This window comes from Roseofilum sp. (genome assembly GCF_982964205.1).
In genome coordinates this window covers 1-14,496 of the sequence record NZ_CEZBFX010000121.1, presented here as the reverse complement: position 1 = coordinate 14,496, position 14,496 = coordinate 1, and the positions used below count along the sequence as shown (strand labels likewise).

At 45.4% G+C, this 14,496-nt stretch carries 16 protein-coding genes; 5 read left to right on the top strand and 11 right to left on the bottom strand.

The features are described 5' to 3' along the window. Positions 1–308: 308 nt before the first annotated feature. Genes AC3A14_RS20990 through AC3A14_RS20980 form a run of 3 tightly spaced genes read right to left on the bottom strand, consistent with a single transcriptional unit; the run spans position 309 to position 2,478 of the window. Positions 309–962 (bottom strand): hypothetical protein, encoded by a 654-nt coding sequence (locus tag AC3A14_RS20990; RefSeq protein ID WP_318733045.1) that lies wholly within the window; start codon positions 960–962, stop codon positions 309–311. A 48-nt stretch (positions 963–1,010) separates the two neighbouring features. Continuing rightward, the gene (locus AC3A14_RS20985; RefSeq protein WP_318733044.1) at positions 1,011–1,577 is read right to left on the bottom strand and encodes a Uma2 family endonuclease; all 567 of its coding nucleotides are present in this window, start codon (positions 1,575–1,577) and stop codon (positions 1,011–1,013) included. Positions 1,578–1,632: 55 nt separating this feature from the next. Then, the gene (locus AC3A14_RS20980; RefSeq protein WP_487779143.1) at positions 1,633–2,478 is read right to left on the bottom strand and encodes a shikimate dehydrogenase; all 846 of its coding nucleotides are present in this window, start codon (positions 2,476–2,478) and stop codon (positions 1,633–1,635) included. Positions 2,479–2,644: 166 nt separating this feature from the next. On the opposite strand from AC3A14_RS20980, the gene AC3A14_RS20975 reads away from it, so the two are divergent. Further along, positions 2,645–5,416 (top strand): GAF domain-containing protein, encoded by a 2,772-nt coding sequence (locus AC3A14_RS20975; protein WP_318733042.1) that lies wholly within the window; start codon positions 2,645–2,647, stop codon positions 5,414–5,416. Between the two features lie 28 nt (positions 5,417–5,444). On the opposite strand, the gene AC3A14_RS20970 is transcribed toward AC3A14_RS20975, so the two are convergent. The 4 genes from AC3A14_RS20970 to AC3A14_RS20955 all read right to left on the bottom strand — a co-directional run bounded on the left by AC3A14_RS20970 (position 5,445) and on the right by AC3A14_RS20955 (position 7,427). After that, on the bottom strand, positions 5,445–6,026 hold the full coding sequence (locus AC3A14_RS20970; RefSeq protein WP_318733041.1) for a hypothetical protein: 582 nt from the start codon (positions 6,024–6,026) through the stop codon (positions 5,445–5,447). Between the two features lie 224 nt (positions 6,027–6,250). Then, positions 6,251–6,472: a Nif11-like leader peptide family natural product precursor gene (locus tag AC3A14_RS20965; RefSeq protein ID WP_271944602.1), complete on the bottom strand. Its 222-nt coding sequence runs from the start codon at positions 6,470–6,472 to the stop codon at positions 6,251–6,253. A 141-nt stretch (positions 6,473–6,613) separates the two neighbouring features. Further along, positions 6,614–6,967: a VOC family protein gene (locus AC3A14_RS20960; RefSeq protein WP_487779142.1), complete on the bottom strand. Its 354-nt coding sequence runs from the start codon at positions 6,965–6,967 to the stop codon at positions 6,614–6,616. 85 nt (positions 6,968–7,052) lie between these two features. Continuing rightward, the gene (locus tag AC3A14_RS20955) at positions 7,053–7,427 is read right to left on the bottom strand and encodes a J domain-containing protein (RefSeq protein ID WP_318733039.1); all 375 of its coding nucleotides are present in this window, start codon (positions 7,425–7,427) and stop codon (positions 7,053–7,055) included. Positions 7,428–7,728: 301 nt separating this feature from the next. On the opposite strand from AC3A14_RS20955, the gene AC3A14_RS20950 reads away from it, so the two are divergent. Beyond that, positions 7,729–8,892 (top strand): pyridoxal phosphate-dependent aminotransferase, encoded by a 1,164-nt coding sequence (locus AC3A14_RS20950; RefSeq protein ID WP_318733038.1) that lies wholly within the window; start codon positions 7,729–7,731, stop codon positions 8,890–8,892. 124 nt (positions 8,893–9,016) lie between these two features. Here AC3A14_RS20950 and AC3A14_RS20945 read toward each other — a convergent pair whose 3' ends face one another. The 3 genes from AC3A14_RS20945 to AC3A14_RS20935 form a co-directional block, all read right to left on the bottom strand. Beyond that, complete coding sequence (locus tag AC3A14_RS20945; RefSeq protein ID WP_318733037.1) at positions 9,017–9,421, bottom strand: phage holin family protein; 405 nt, start codon at positions 9,419–9,421, stop codon at positions 9,017–9,019. After that, entirely contained in the window at positions 9,408–9,890 is a 483-nt protein-coding gene (locus AC3A14_RS20940) for a hypothetical protein (protein WP_318698961.1), read from the bottom strand. Before AC3A14_RS20940 ends, AC3A14_RS20945 begins: the two co-directional genes overlap by 14 nt. A 141-nt stretch (positions 9,891–10,031) precedes the next feature. Next, complete coding sequence (locus AC3A14_RS20935) at positions 10,032–10,337, bottom strand: CU044_2847 family protein (RefSeq protein ID WP_318698960.1); 306 nt, start codon at positions 10,335–10,337, stop codon at positions 10,032–10,034. 201 nt (positions 10,338–10,538) lie between these two features. Between AC3A14_RS20935 and AC3A14_RS20930 the strand changes: the two genes are divergently transcribed. The 3 genes from AC3A14_RS20930 to AC3A14_RS20920 are packed head-to-tail and all read left to right on the top strand — an operon-like array spanning position 10,539 to position 13,757. Further along, entirely contained in the window at positions 10,539–11,564 is a 1,026-nt protein-coding gene (locus AC3A14_RS20930) for an ABC transporter permease (protein ID WP_318698959.1), read from the top strand. Continuing rightward, positions 11,561–12,703 (top strand): ABC transporter permease, encoded by a 1,143-nt coding sequence (locus tag AC3A14_RS20925; protein WP_318733036.1) that lies wholly within the window; start codon positions 11,561–11,563, stop codon positions 12,701–12,703. The genes AC3A14_RS20930 and AC3A14_RS20925 overlap by 4 nt, the downstream gene beginning before the upstream one ends. A 40-nt stretch (positions 12,704–12,743) precedes the next feature. After that, positions 12,744–13,757: an ABC transporter ATP-binding protein gene (locus AC3A14_RS20920; RefSeq protein WP_318698957.1), complete on the top strand. Its 1,014-nt coding sequence runs from the start codon at positions 12,744–12,746 to the stop codon at positions 13,755–13,757. Positions 13,758–13,781: 24 nt separating this feature from the next. On the opposite strand, the gene AC3A14_RS20915 is transcribed toward AC3A14_RS20920, so the two are convergent. After that, positions 13,782–14,330, bottom strand: a complete 549-nt coding sequence (locus AC3A14_RS20915; RefSeq protein ID WP_487779141.1) for a Uma2 family endonuclease — start codon at positions 14,328–14,330, stop codon at positions 13,782–13,784. Positions 14,331–14,496: the final 166 nt, after the last annotated feature.

Below are 14,496 nucleotides of genomic sequence, written 5' to 3'. Positions count from 1 at the left end.
GATTGACTCGATCTGATGCCAGTAACGTTCAATGAGTCGCTCCCTCGTATAGGAGGGAACTCTTAGGAAAGAGTCGCTGTTTATCCCGAATTCAGGTGACTGTACCTCATTATCTCGCAAAGCGCTGTGATTTTTGAAAGATACCAGCCATACCTCTGTAGCGCTTCGTGCTAGGCAATAGGCTCTCTAGCAATAGCGTGTATAGCTTAGGTTCTAAGGCTTCAAGCTGTACCTCATAGAAGAGAGAAACGCTATATTTCTAGGATTCTGCTGAACAATGGCATTCTTTAACAGCGATCGGGTGGCAATTAGATAGATGAGGCTTCTACTAATATAAAATCTTCGGCATCTTCCATCTCTAAACCCGTACCATAAAATTTATCGTCCTCCAAATATTTGTATCCAGTTGTTGCTCTTTCTTCATCAATTCCCAAAAAAACTACGAATTCCTCAACAGCATCCATGCCATAGTACTGTATTTTTTTACCGTCATAGTGGTCCATTTCGTTTTTTTTGCAAATATCAAAAAAATGCAAAAGATCCTGTAGAGTTGTTCCTTCTACGCAATAGGTCAAGATTTTTTGAGGATTTCCTTGGAACTGCTTCCGAATTTTATCATTAACATATTCATAACCAAAAGTGAATGATTCAGGATCGTCATAGAATTCATCTATTAACTCTCCAGAGTCGTACAGCAAGTAAATAAAGTTAATCCCACTTAATACAATGAATGCAAATACAGTCGATGACAGTGCCTCTGATACTTTTTGTGCAAAAGCACTTATCTCATGATAGATAAATTCCTCGGATGTCCGATCGTATATGGAGAACCATCCATTCTTTTCAGGCGTTATGTAAGCTTGACTTTTGGTAATTTTTTTTACGGCTTCACATATATCAGATATAGAGAAAACAGATAGAGAACTACTCTTAACCTGATAATTCACAAATTTTTCGCCCATTTACAGTTTCTCCATCTATTCGTAACATTCACAATTTCTAAAACTTGATTAAAAATCCCATGGCTCGAATAAGTCTGATACTGCCATCGAAAACCCCACTATCACATCCTCTCCATCAAGTGTATCTCCCACCCGCAAGAGACGATCTGGCTCAGGAGAATGATAAACCAAGATATACCGTTCATCAGGATGAATCATCCACAACAGGCGCGTCTGATTCTGGAAATACTCTACGATCTTGGTATGCATTTCCTCTACTGTATTTCCTGGGGACAAAATTTCCACTCCTATATCGGGCGATCCCTGAAAAAATCCACGGGGTGGACGGCTTAATCCCTTCAATCTGTCACGACTGATAAAAGAAATATCGGGCGATCGCCGATTCCCCTCTTTTAAGGTAAATGCGGTACTCGAATCACACACCGCCCCTAATCTATTTTGGCGCACAAAAGCCATCAATTCAGCGACCAAAAGACAGGCCACATAGCCATGCTCCATTCCCGAATTTCCCATATCGACTAACTCCCCATTCACCAACTCGTAACGATGCTCATCACCGGGTAGCGCCATAAACTCATCATCTGTCCAGACTTTAGCAACACTAGAAATTGTCATACTCAGTCCTCTTCAAACGATTATTGACTAGATATCTATTTTCCCTATTGCCTGTTTACAAAGCATCCAAGAGCGCTTGACGCATCACCCCAACCGGAGTGGGTTCATCAAGCCATAATTGTAGAGCGGCTGCTCCTTGCTGGACTAACATTTCTGTGCCATCAATCGTGAGCAGATCGATCTCTCGCCCCAATTGTAAAAAACGAGTCGGACGAGGATTATAAATTAAATCATATAATATGGCTCCTTGAGGCAACCGAGCCAAGAGTTCCCGATCTACCGGAGTCTCATTGACATTAGGAGACATACCGATGGGTGTAGTATTGACCAATACTGTCGTTTCCGATAATAAATCCGGTAACTCAGGCCATTGATGAATCATCACAGGACTTGACCAACTCTGTTGAAAGGCTTGCAAACGCTCAAGATTACGCCCTACCACATGCAATCGCTCAACCCCTAACTCCAAACAACCAGCAACCACCGCTCGCGCCGATCCGCCATTGCCTAAAATCACCACTTGTGCATTAGACCACTTCTGATGCTCCTCTTTCAAAGGAGCAATAAATCCCAAAACATCCGTATTGGTTCCTTCCCATCCCCGTTCCGTTCGCCAAACCGTATTCACTGCACCCACAGCTTGGGCAACTGGGGAAATTTGGGAGAGATAGGGCATAATTGCTCTTTTGTGGGGAATAGTGACATTAAACCCAACCACCCCAACCGCTTGAAATCCCTGTAAGACAACCTCCAATTGGTCTTTGATAACAGGAAAGGGGACATAGACATAATCAGCGCCTAGATGGGAAAGGGCGGCATTTTGCATCACCGGCGATCGCGAATGCTTAATCGGATCGCCAATAATACCCAGTAAACGGGTGGTTCCTTGAATCTCTTGCATGGGTTTAATCTCTTGCCAAAAGAAGGCCTTGTACAATCAGGGTATCATTGAGATTGATTGCATAGCTAAATCCATTCAGATCGGGTTGCACGATATGATCGCCAATGAGAGCCACTCCCTGACTCCTTCTTCAAAATACGCTACTGGCCTGGATTTGGCCAGGGGAATGAGAGCCAAAACCCGGAATTATCGTACTCTGATTTCGACGATATTTTTCTGGACGGCTGCTCACCCTCTATTGACAATAGCCGTTTGTCAGGCGATCGCAGATTCTGAGGATGTACCAATCGTGGCTCGCGAAGAAGAATGGATTTCTAAGTTAGTGCAAAGGGAATTAATTCAGAATTGGGAAAACAATGAAGAATTAAAACATTTACGCAGTATTCGCGATCGCCTCTTACAACCCCAACCGGCAACCTTGAACTTGCTTCGACTGTATGAACAAGTATTAGCAGACAAAGGGATACCGGCTAATGAGAGTCCGGAACAGCGCGAGTTACGGACCATGGGATTAGCCATGCGCGAACAAGGGCGTTTATTAATCCATAACCGTATCTATGCCGGAATTTTTAATGCTCAGTGGGTTGAGAAGGCGATCGAAACCATTGAAACCGAGTTAGAAGTCGATGAAACCGAATTCCTGAAAACCTTTACCCAACTCGAGCGGAAATTACTGGTTTCTCAAGTCGATTTCCTTTCAGAAGGACAAACCCCCGAAGAAGGCCATCAATCGGCCCAAGCCCTATATGAAGTGCTGCGAGATGTGACTTCTACCGTCGGCCAGTTGCTCCGGGCCGAGCGGACTACCATCTTTTTGCTCAATGATGAAAAAACAGAGTTATGGTCTTTGGTGGCTCAAAATGAACAGGGTGAATTCCTCGATATTCATGTCCGGGTTGGCGAAGGCATTGCTGGAGGAGTCGCCCAACTCAAGCGGGTGATTAATATTCCCAACAATGTGTATGAAGACCCCCGATGTAAGTTGGTGAAAGAATACGATCAAAAGTATAATTATCGCACTCGCAATATTTTAGCCTTTCCAATTTTAGATGAGCAAAAGAATGTGGTAGCAGTGATTCAACTGCTCAATAAAATTGCACCCAAAATTCCCAATAGTCCCTCGCGTCCAGTGCAAGGGTTTACCCGCAAAGATTTAGAGCGCTTAGTCAAATGTGTGCTTCCCATTCGTCAGATTCTGCAAGCGTGTCAATCCTCCTATAAAGCGACTAAAAAGTTACGGGCAACGGCAGCACTTACGGAAGCAACGCGATCGCTCGATCAGATTAACCTAGACACTCAAACCGTATTACATCGGGTAATGAATACGGCCAAAAAACTGATGAATGCTGACCGCTCCACCCTCTGGTTACATGACCCTCAAGCTGGGGATTTATGGACAGAGTTACCTGGAAAAGGGAGGATTCGATGTGCAATTGGAGTCGGATTTGTTGGTGAAGTTGCCCAAACTCGGCACACCTTAAATATTCCCTTTGATCTCTACAATGACCCCAATGCTGAAAATGCAAAACGCACCGATTCTCAAACTCGCTATCGGACGTGTAGTTTACTCTGTATGCCAATCGAAAGTCCGGAAGGCGAATTACTCGGTATTACCCAATTAGTCAATAAGCGTAAGCCAGGTAATCATCCCGAATATAACAAAGAGGATTGGCCAGCAGTTCCTGATTATTTAAAAGCCAGTTTTGACCGCAACGATCAACAAACGATGCAGTTATTTAATGAACGGGTAGCGGTACTACTCCAGTTCATTAGAAGCCATGAAAGCTTGAAGAAACAAGCGCAAATTAATCCCACTGAGGTGACCCAGCAAAGCTTAGTTTTACTCAGTCAAATGGAGCTGGATCGAGCATCCAACCAGGAAGCCGCTTACCACTCTTTAGCTCATTTTCTCCAACCTCTGCACACTTCTGTAGAACAGGCGATCGGAGTAGCGAAAGCCACATTATTTATTCTGGATTCTAGCCGGAATAACCTTTGGTCTGCCATTTTAGATGCCCAGAAAAAACCTAAATTGATTACTGTTTCGACAGAGCAAGGGTTAGCCAAAACAATAGTCAGTAGCCAAGATTTTAAGGGAACTAATAAACTGGGAAATTTAGCCGATCCCTTAGTCATTCAAGGAGCTGGTAAAATCGCTAATTATAGCCAGTTATTCTTATTTCCCCTAGTCAACGATCAGAAGGAAGTAGTCGGAGTCGTTCGCTTATTTAACAAACAGACGGAAGGTCGTCTCGATCCCAAAGGCTTTAACCGCGCCGATGCCGATCGCGTGCAAGAGTATACCCAATTGATCTCCCCCATTCTCCAAGGCTTCCAATCCTTCTATACTGACATCCCCACCTTGAAAAAATCGGGTCTAACTGTCGATCCATTAACTCACGCGATTAATCTGATTAAAAGCAGTAGTAGTTCCGCAGAAGAGATTATTCGTAATGTGATGCAAGCCGCCAAAACCCTAACCGATGCTGACCGCTCTACCCTTTGGTTAATCGATCGAGCCAATAAACAACTATGGACTAAATTACCTCAAAGCGATGGCTCCTTAATTGATATTCGCATTCCCATGGGAGAAGGGTTTGCCGGTCGTGTTGCTCTGACAGGACAACCCTTAAATATTCCCTTTGACTTATACGATTATCCGGGGTCGGAAATTGCCCAACAAACGGATAAAAAAACGGGCTATAGAACGTCTAGTTTGCTTTGTATGCCAGTGTTATCCAAAGATGGGGAACCCTTGGGAGTCACCCAGTTAGTGAATAAACGCAAACCCGGACAATTTCCAGCCTACGATCCTAGCACTTGGCCCCAAGCACCCGAGCAATTTAAGACCAGTTTTAGTGCTAAAGATCAAGAGGATATGGAAGTGCTAAATACCCAAGTAGGAGAAGTATTACCGGGAATTTTAGAGGACAGTTAAAGGTTGCGTCTACTCTAGCTTACTCCGTCTATCGAGAAGCTAACCACTGGGCATCTGGCTCTAAAATCCAAAGGGTAAATTGGGGAGAGTTGGGGATAATCAAGATTTTATCTCCCTTCTTGGCTAGACGCAGAGCTATTTCTGAGGCTTGATGAATATCAGGAAAGCTCTTAAAGAGACTGTAATATTGGTTCTCACATTCAATTGCTTCTAGGGAATCATTTAAGTCAGGGACTTGAATATACCCAAGTTGATAATCTTCTGGAGAATTGAGAATTTTATAGGGCGGTTCTGGAGGCTTGGCAGGGGTTTGAGCGTTCTGTGCTTTTTTGGTAGAACGGGAAACGGGAGACCCTTGAGCTTCTTTGACCCAAAGGGCACTTCCTTTGGGAGTAGGGGTAATCATGACTTCATCTCCTCGCTGAGTGAGGCGTTCGGCGATGGTTTCGGCGCGTTGGCTGTCTGGAATAACTTGAAAGAGACTATAGTAGGTTTGGTTGACTCGAATGGCAGCAATGGGACGATCGAGATCGGGGACGTTGATCTTACAAGGTTTGTATTGGCTGCGATCGCTGAGAATTTGATAAGAGACGACAGGAGAATTGGGCATTTTAATCAAAGGGAGCTAGATTCACGGTTTTACTCAATTGTAAGAGTGTTGGGTCGCCAATGTCTTAAGGAAAATTACAGATCTTGATGAACCATTAACCCAATTTCCACCGCTATCGTCCCTGCGGCTTCCTGTAAAGCCGTACTAAACTGAGGTTTGTTTAAGAACCCAGGGCTTGGCTGCTAAGAACGCTCCCATCTTTAGAGGGGACAAACAGTTCGATGTTATTTCAACCAAATGAATCGTCGGGGCGGGAAGCCCGAAAGTTCAAAGGAATTGCCGTACTCCTTGAGTACCTGATTCAGTTCCTCGATTGTAAATTTGTATCCATCCTTGTTGGCCTTCTCGACAAATTCATCTTTACTCTGAGTTTTGTCGTATTCTTCCCGAATTTTAGGATCTTGTCCGCCCGCCTCGAGCAATTTTTCTACATTTTCTGTGGACATATAATATCGCTCCGAACCGATGTTTTAGGATTAGGTATGAGTTGATTATCCCAGCCTGGTTGGTCAGAAAGTGTTACAGCATTTACTAAAGTGCAAAAACTAATCTGTAGGCGCAATCGCCCCCAAATCTCTTAAGGAAATTTACAAATTTTCATGAATAATCAAGCGATTCCCATCCGGATCATAGGCATAAATTTCTCGGCCATGGGAAGCGGTTTGAATGGCTCCAGGAGGAGGGTAACCTAAATGACTGAGACCGATGATCGCGTCCTCAATATCCTCGACTTCTAAACATAAACTCATGGCTCCTGGGGTAGAAGAGTGAAATTCTTGGCGATCGCGGGGTCGAAATAATCCCAAGCGCAACCCCCCAATGACAAATTCCGCATACACCCCTGGAATTTCTCGCTGTGCTTGAGTGTTCAGCACACAACTATAAAAATCCCTTAAGGTTTCTACATTCTCGGTTGCGATCGTTACCCAAAGTTCTGACATCACCATTGCGCGACGAATAGACTCTTACCTATTCCCTCTCTATTGCTACCTATTCCCTCTCTATTGCCTGACTTCTACAAAAAGTCTAATCTAACCAGTTTTGCATATCTCGGCTATGATGACGAATATAGTCATCTAATGCCCGGTTATAATCTTCTCTTCTAGCTTGGGAAAAGCCAGATGGCTCATAAGGGTTTGGTGCAGAGGGTTTTGCCCTTGCCCAGGCGCGATCGCTCTGATGTACTGATGCCATCACTAAATTTCTTTGAGACTTCAACTGCTCGTAGGCTTCATTGAGTTGTTTTATTTTTTCTTGGGCTTTGTGATAAAGGCGGGGATTATGAACAAAACGGTCGGGATGCCAGACCATCACTAAATCCTTGTAGTTTTGGTGAATTTCCTCCAAACTAGCGTTAGGAGCCACTTCTAAAATCTCATAACAGTGATGTAAGTGACGCATAACGACAACTCCTGTCGAGAAATAAACAATAGTGTGCAGCAAATTGGGTCAGTTCAGGGACTTTCCACACATCAGTTCAAAAAACCTTGCGTTTCCAGTTTTTATTTAAATTAACTTCACACAAGTATTAGTAACTTGGATTACCGAATGTAAGAATTACGTTACAAACTCAAAGGCTAAAAAAAGTTGAATCTCTCTAGGCAAAGTGATATTCTCTGCCAGAATAGACAGTTGGCGGTCGCGAAGCGACTGGGCAGGAGTATCGCCCTTAATCAACATAAAAGAAGGATCTGGAGCAACTATGAAGTTAGCATCTCGTGTAGCACAAGTAACCCCCTCATTAACCTTAGCGATCAGCGCTAAAGCCAAGAAAATGAAAGCTTCCGGGTTAGATGTGTGTAGCTTTAGTGCTGGAGAACCAGACTTTGATACCCCCGACCACATTAAAGCGGCTGCACAAAAAGCTCTTGATGAAGGGAAAACCAAATATGGCCCAGCATCAGGAGAACCCAAGCTGAAAGAGGCGATCGTCAAAAAGTTAAAGAAAGATAACAATCTCAACTACCAACCCGAAAATATCATTGTCACCAATGGGGGGAAACATTCTCTCTATAACCTGATGATGGCCTTGATTGAACCGGGAGATGAGGTGATTATTCCCATTCCCTATTGGGTGAGTTATCCAGAAATGGTTGCTTTAGCCGGAGGAAAATCGGTTTTAGTGACGACAGAGGCAGCTACTGGTTACAAAATTACGCCAGAACAATTGCAAAACGCTATTACCCCCAATACCAAACTGTTTGTTCTCAACTCCCCCTCGAACCCCACGGGAATGGTTTACACTCCAGAAGAAATCAAGGCTTTAGCGGAAGTGGTGGTCAAAAATAATCTGTGGGTGGTCTCCGACGAGATTTATGAAAAAATTCTCTATGATGGAGCCGTTCATCTGAGTATTGGCGCTGCGAGTCCAGAAGCGTTTGAGCGCACCATTATTAGTAATGGGTTTGCCAAAGCCTATGCGATGACGGGTTGGCGAGTTGGCTATTTGGCGGCCCCTGTGGAACTGATTAAGGCCTGCAATACCATTCAAGGTCATAGTACCTCAAACGTTTGCACCTTTGCCCAATATGGGGCGATCGCCGCTTTGGAATCTTCCCAAGACTGTGTAGAAAAAATGCGCCTTGCCTTTGATGAACGGCGCAAAGTAATTATTGAGCGCATTCAAGCCATTCCCAAGTTATCTGTGAGTGAACCCAAAGGCGCGTTTTATGTCTATGTCAACATCGGCGAAGCGGGTCTTAAATCCACCGATTTCTGCACTCAGTTCCTAGATAACTATAATGTAGCGACCATTCCCGGTGTTGCCTTTGGTGCCGACGATCATATTCGCCTTTCCTATGCCACGGATATGACTTCCATCGAAAAAGGCATGGAGCGGTTAAGTAAATTTGTGCAAAGTCTGTAATTAGACTGATTCCTGAGAGTAGGGGCTTTAGCGCTAAAATATTCAGAGCGCTAAAGCCTTACAACGAATTGTACCCAATACCCTACTTTAGATGAGACAGCCCACTACGCTACTAGAAACAGCACTAGAAATAACCGGCATCCGGGTCATCTTGCAGTAACGTTTGAGTCGTTTTCAGGAGGCGATCGCGGGTTTCGCGCATGTAGGGACCTTGTAATCTTTGAGACCCCCATTGCATTAAGATCAGGCCAAATAGCAAGTCTACCAGGGCCGTCAGAGCAATAGCAGCCAACCAACCCAGTCCTAAATGCTGTAAAGTCACCACAACGGTCACTTGCAACAGGGCAATTCCAGTCATTAATAGGCCGGTTCCCACCAGTAAGATCAACAGTCCCTGAATTAATCGTTGCTGTTCTTGGGTCGCTTCCCGCACAGCCAGGTCTTGGTGCATGTCAACCAGCACTCGCAGCAAACGCACCCCACGGGTGAGGTAAACTTGTAGGCCATCTAAGAGTTCATGAACGGCCACGCCCACCTCCTGCGACCAGTAATCCCAGAATAAAGCCAACGCCCAATGCGGTTAATAAACTGGTTCCCACATGTTCTTTAGCCTTTTCACTCACCTTCGGGAGGACATCCTCTTCAAATTGGGCAACCAATTTTTCGGTACGTTTTTCTAAGAGTTTCAGGGTTTGATCGACCTGGGATAAAACCGGAGATTTGGAGGGTTCTGAGGTGGAAGGGTTATCCTGTCCATTGGCTGAGTCCGTTTGCCAAACCTGATAAAGTTCTGCTAAATGCCGGCGAATTAAAGCTTTTGTCCGTTCTGTACGACTGGCAATATATTGGATAGTTGCCTCTAAATCTGTTTGGCTTTCGGATAATTGCTCAGAGTCTAAAACTGGCCATTCCTCGAGAATGAGGGGAGAGAGAGACTTGGAGACTTCAGAAAAGGTTTCAGAAGAGAGAGAGGGAGAAGAATGGGTTGAATTGACCATGGGTGAAAGGATGAAGCTCTTCAGCTAAGGACTCTTCCATAATATCGCGCACCCTATAACTTAATATAATGTAGTCTTGCCATCTTTCCCATTTTCCTAAGGGAATGGGGAATGGGGAATGGGGAATAGGGAATGGGGCAATTATTGCTTCCACTTCAGTGTAATTTCGTAATGTACTTCGGCATTCCCTGATGCAATCACCGCACCGAATTCCGCGCTCATTTTCAGTCCAAACTTGACTTCTACTTCATCGGCTGGCTCGTTCAAGCTGCGGACTTGACGGATAACGGTATTCGCTACTGGCTTGATTTTGGCGATCGCCGCCTCAAAGCTGCGTTGCCCTCTTGTGGTAACCTGGGGAGCGATACCGATGCGATCGTCTACGGGTTCTGCTTCTTCCACTTCCACAAAGATGGATTCCCCCTCGTCTAAAGAAAACTCAACCATGTGCTTCATCACACTTAACCTCATGCTCTAGGAATGCTTTTGATTGTATAGCGCTGATTACCAACGACCCAGACCTATTGTTAATTGTTAATCATTTCTCCAGCAAAGCCTAATGTTAACCTTTTCTTTACGCTCTGTTTAAACTTGTGCGGTAAATGTATAGAAGTCTGAGACGAAACCAAACAGGGTTATCGAGAATTGATGCTGTTATCTGGTGCGAACAATGAGGCGTTTTGGCGCTTTCTGGCTGGACGGCTTATTGTAGCAATTTTAACGTTATTGGCTGTCTCCTTTATGATTTATGCTCTGATTGAGCTAATGCCGGGAGACTATGCCGAGCGGGAGCTATTCCGTAAATATTCGGGGACGGGAGTAACGATTACCCAAGCAGAAATTGACCAAGTTCGGGCCAATTTGGGATTAGACCGACCCTTTTTAGTTCGCTATGGGGAATGGCTGTGGAATGTGGTCACGCGCTTCGATTTTGGCCCTGCCTTTCGGGTAGAAACTTCCGTTAATACCCTGCTTCAAGGGAAATTTCTCTATACCTTTGTCTTGGTGGTTGGCGCGATGTTGTTTTCCTATATTGTGGCGATTCCCGTAGGGATTTGGGTGGCCACGAGGAAATCGGGAATCGCGGATGGGTTGGTTACGTTATTGTCCTATTTGGGATTGGCACTACCGAATTTTGCGATCGCCCTTGTCCTCCTGATGCTTAATGCCTTTGTCTTTAACCTAGACGTAACCGGCTTAGTCTCGCAAGCCTATCGCGATGAACCTTGGTCATTTGCCAAATTCCTCGACTTCCTCGGCCATGCCTATATTCCTCTGCTGGTCTTGGGTTGGTCTACCACCGCTTTCCAACTGCAAACCATGCGCGGGTTAATGAAAGATGAATTAGGCAAACTCTACGTCACTGCGGCACGAGCAAAAGGATTATCGGGTTGGCCCATGTTAATAAAATATCCTGCTCGTCATGCTGTGATGCCGATTGTCTCGACCATTGGTTTTGACTTTGCCCGTTCCTTTAACGAACTTCCTATCGTGGCCTCTATTCTTGTTTTAGGAGAACTTGGCCAAGAACTCCTCCTCGCCTTCCTGGATGCTGACCAAAACACAGCCGCCGGAATTTTAGTTTGTGTCACCAGCATTATTATCGCTGCTAACTTTCTCTCTGACCTGCTGGTAGTTGCCATTGACCCTAGGGTGAGGTTAAAAGGACGATGAATCAACCGATAAGTAACATTAAACAGAACAAAGAAGATTACTATACCGCGTCCCAATGGCAACTCTTTTGGTCGCGCTTTAAGACCAACCGCCTGGCAGCTTTGGGGGGAGCAGTTCTGAGCCTGTTTATCATCATTGCGTTATTTGCTGAGTTCATAGCGCCCTACTCCGGGCTGGCAGATGATCGCAATCCTGACTATACCGCAGGGCCGCCCCAACTGATCCGATTGTGCGACAGTGCCGGATGTCAGCTTTGGCCCTTTGTCCATGACATGACCAGTGGTTACAGTGTTCTGGAAAAGCGCTATATCGTTGAAATTATTGAAGAAGATGGAAAACCCGTGCGGCGTAACCTGCGCTTCTTTCACAAGGCAGGAGAATATAAGCTTTTCGGCATTATACCTGGCGATCGCCATCTTTTCGGCGTAGACCGAGGTAAAGTGCATCTTTTTGGTACAGACTCTAGCGGTCTTGACCTCTTCAGTCGCGTCATGTTTGCCACCCGCACCTCCCTCACCATCGGTTTCTTAGGCATCATGATTTCCTTTATTCTCAGCCTCTTCTTTGGTGGAGTCGCTGGCTATATCGGCGGTTGGGTGGATACCGTCATTCAAGCCTTTACTAACTTAGTGCGCGTTATTCCTCCCATACCTTTATATATGGCCCTCACCGCCATGTTTCCCCGTGACTGGTCAAACCAACAAGTCTATTTTGCCATGACTTTAGTTATGGGACTGGTTAACTGGCCCACCCTAGCACGGCGTATCCGTTCATACTTACTCGCTTCCCGCGAAGAAGAATATGTTCTTGCTGCTCAACTGTGTGGAGCAAGTGGTTGGCGTATCGTCACGCGTCACCTCCTTCCCGGTTTTGCCAGTTACATTATTGTCGAATTGGTGATTAACTTCCCTTACCGCATCCTTGATGAAACTGCCCTTTCCATTGTCGGCCTAGGTTTGCGACGACCTACCATGTCCTGGGGTGTTCTCCTGCAAGAAATGACGACTGTTCAAGCCATTCAGCTTACCCCCTGGTTTTTCATTCCCCTAATCTTCTTCGTCGTTGCTGTCCTGTCCTTCACTCTCCTCGGTGATGGTTTGCGAGATGCCGCAGACCCCTATTCTGGCATTCGACGGTAATAGGTAATGTAATTTCCCCTATCTCCCATTCCCCAACACTATGACTGATTCCTTACTGACTGTTTCTAATCTTTCCATCCGCTTTCGCACCGATGAAGGTAAAATAACTGCCGTCGATGACTTGTCCTTCTCCCTTAAACCCGGTCAAACTCTGGGTATTGTGGGCGAGTCGGGTTCGGGTAAATCAGTTTCCACCAAAGCCCTGATGCGCCTACTGCCCGGTAATGCGGAAATTGACCCCAGCTCCCATATTTTCTACTGCAATAAACAGGGAGAAACCTTTGATGTTGCCCAACTGCCGGAAAAAAGCAAGACTTTAAATCAAATTCGTGGCGGTGAAATTGCCATGATTTTTCAGGAGCCTTCGGCAGCGTTTTCGCCCTTGTATACCATTGGCAATCAAATGATTGAGGGGATTCGCCTCCATCATAAGGTAAATCGGACACAGGCGCGAGAAATGGCGATCGCCATGTTAGACCGCGTAGGAATGACGAACCCAGAGTTACGAATTGACCAATATGCCTTTCAACTCTCTGGAGGAATGCGCCAACGCGCCATGATTGCTTCTGCTCTAGTCATGCGTCCCGCGCTACTCATTGCTGATGAACCCACCACAGCCCTTGATGTCACCATTCAAGCTCAGATTCTAGACCTCTTGGCTGAACTACAACAAGAATTTGGCATGGCAATTCTCTTTATCTCCCATGACTTAGCGGTAATTTCCCAGATTTCCACCGATGTGATGGTGATGTATCTCGGTAAAGCGATGGAAATTGGCCCCGTGCGCTCCATTATCCGGGAACCCAAACACCCCTATACCCAAGGTCTAATTGAAGCTATTCCTCGATTAGATGCTCGCGATGCGCCCCTCATGCCGATTCCCGGAGATATCCCTAGCCCTCTCGAACGTCCCACCGGTTGCGTCTTCCACACCCGGTGTCCCCAAGCTACTACCCATTGTCAAACCCATGTTCCAAGAACAACTCTTGCCCATCCCAACCATCACGCCGCCTGTCATTTACTGGAAGAAAAAGTGTTAGAAGAAAGTGCCTAACCGGCAGAGTTATTCACACCATTTTCAACCCGCTAAATACTTCGTTAATGTGAGCGTTAGGTTGAGATCGGGTAGAACTGGAATCACCCGATCGCCTTGACATAAAATCGGTTGTTGCTGAGGCATGAAACACAAGATACTGCGATCGCCTGGATCGATAAACCAACCTAGCTCACTGCCCTGCTCTAAGCAATACAGAACATTACCCAAGACTTTATTCGGACGCTGTTCGGGGGAAAGAATTTCAATGCTCCAATCGGGAGGAAGATTAAAGTTATCGGGAACTTCACCCTCCGAGGTAAAGGGTATGCGATGCCAACGAAATATGGAGACATCTGGAACGAGCGATCGCGTGCCAAAATTACACCTTAATTCTGGAAAAGCATAGGCAATTTGTGCTTCTTCACAGGCTTGATTAATTGTCGCGCAAAGTTTACCCTGTAAACGGCTATGTCTTCCTTTGGGCATGGGCTTCTGGATAGTTTCTCCATTAATATACTCGTTCGCTGGTTTTGTTTCTGGCTGTTGCAAGAATTCTTGCAGTGTAAGGGTCTGGGTAAGGATTTGTGTCATCTTAACTCCTTTGATCTAAATCGGTGTATATTGACCTTAAATGTAAATGAGAAACTTAAAGACATCTCCCATTATTTGATTATTAATTGTTAATTATTATGACTCCACTGGTATCGGTTCGTAATTTACAAGTTCACTACCCCGTCGGCGGGGGATTTTTGCATGG